We start from the raw sequence: 1626 nt of genomic DNA, 5'->3' as shown, positions 1-1626 counted from the left end.
CATGAGATTGCTTCACTACGTTCGCAAAGACAGTAGTATTCTACAACCACTCTTGTAATAAACCTACTAAATCTAAATTCAGACCTGCAAGGTTTCCAAAACCTGGCAGGTCTCATCAAATTACAATCGCGCTTAATCACTAACTAAACATCATAAGGTTGATTCCACTACGTTCGTAATCAGAAAACCAACCAAAAAACATCAAGCTAGGGAAACGGCCTACCGAAAACAATGCGTAAAATTTGAAAAGAAGCTTCCGTAAAAATTTTAGGCTGTTTGAGCTTCTTAAAACAATCAACAAAACAAAATGACACAAGCGAGTTCCTAAAATTTAGAACAGTGTATTCTAGATTTAACATAAAAAGCACGTCATTGCGTATTCTATGACACTACCAAATAAAATTTGGTTATTTACGCAACAAATTTTAAAGTATTCACATACGGTGTTTGTCTGTTAACTGCTGCAAAAGCTCTTGCCATTAATTTGCATCTTATAATATTGATTGTACTCATTTTGTTTTTTCCTTTTTCTAACCTTTTGTGATAATATATTTTCATTTCTGGATTGTTTTGGATGGCGGATTTAGCACATAAATCAAAAAGAGATTTAAGTTTTTTATTGGCCAAGTTACTTACTTTAGTTCCCCCTCTTATACTGGTTCCAGAAGTATTTGGAAAAGGAGCAATCCCACAATAAGAAGCGTATTTTCTCCAGCTTTTAAATTTTGTAAAACCGTTTGTAGTAACAATCATAAAAAGTGCCGTCTGATCACCAATACCTTTTACACTAACAACTAATTTATATTGCTGACTTAATTCTTGATTTGTCTTAATAATTTGTTTCATTTCCAACTCAATATTCTTAATTTGTTTTGTTAGAAATTTTATCATTTTCTCTTGAGTTTCAAACAAGAGTTTATTCTCTTTTCTAAGATAGATTCTCTTTTGTTCTCTGATGGTAGATTTATGTCCAGCTCTTTGTTTAACAAGGCGCTCTCTTAAGGTAAGGAGTCTTTTTAATTTACTAAGAGCCATTGATGGTATTTTGGAAGGTTTGATTTCATCTCTTAATCGGTGTCCATATAAAGCAATTTTTGTAGCATCTACTTTATCATCTTTCCCTCTTGAAATACCTAATGATTTTTTAATTTCTAATCCAGGAATTAAAGAAAAAGAGATGTCATTTTTAGTAAAAAATAAAGCTATTTCCTCAGAGTAAATACCGGTATATTCTAAAATAAATAAGGTGTATTCTTTTGAAATAGGATTGTTTTTATCAACCCATTTGATGAGTTCTTTAAAACCCTTTGGGGTATTATCAAATACTCTATAGCACTGATTGCTATGAATACGAACATCAAAAGTTAATTTACTAATGTCAATGCCGATAGTTTGTTTAATTTCCATAATTTTGTTTTTAATTAGAAAAAAGATTACGTTGACTAAAACCTTTATAAGGTAGAAACTAAAATTCTATTTGGTCCTTTGTAATCGAAGTTGAAAGAACGGAGACTAATACGCAAAATAGTTCTAGATCACTAGAGGAGCCAAAAGTTCACTCCGTTCTTTTTTGTAAAGTTAAATACTTAATAAATAAGAAAAACTTAACAATACAAATCTAAAGGA

Annotated in this window: 1 protein-coding gene; it reads right to left on the bottom strand. The window is 30.8% G+C overall.

The features are described from left to right. Positions 1-411: 411 nt before the first annotated feature. On the bottom strand, positions 412-1407 hold the full coding sequence (locus WAO74_RS09845; protein WP_422161681.1) for an IS110 family transposase: 996 nt from the start codon (positions 1405-1407) through the stop codon (positions 412-414). Positions 1408-1626: the final 219 nt, after the last annotated feature.

The organism is Polaribacter sp. (genome assembly GCF_049276715.1).
GTDB lineage: Bacteria > Bacteroidota > Bacteroidia > Flavobacteriales > Flavobacteriaceae > Polaribacter.
The sequence above is the reverse complement of the archived record's forward strand: the minus strand, read 5'-3'. Positions and strand labels throughout refer to the sequence as shown.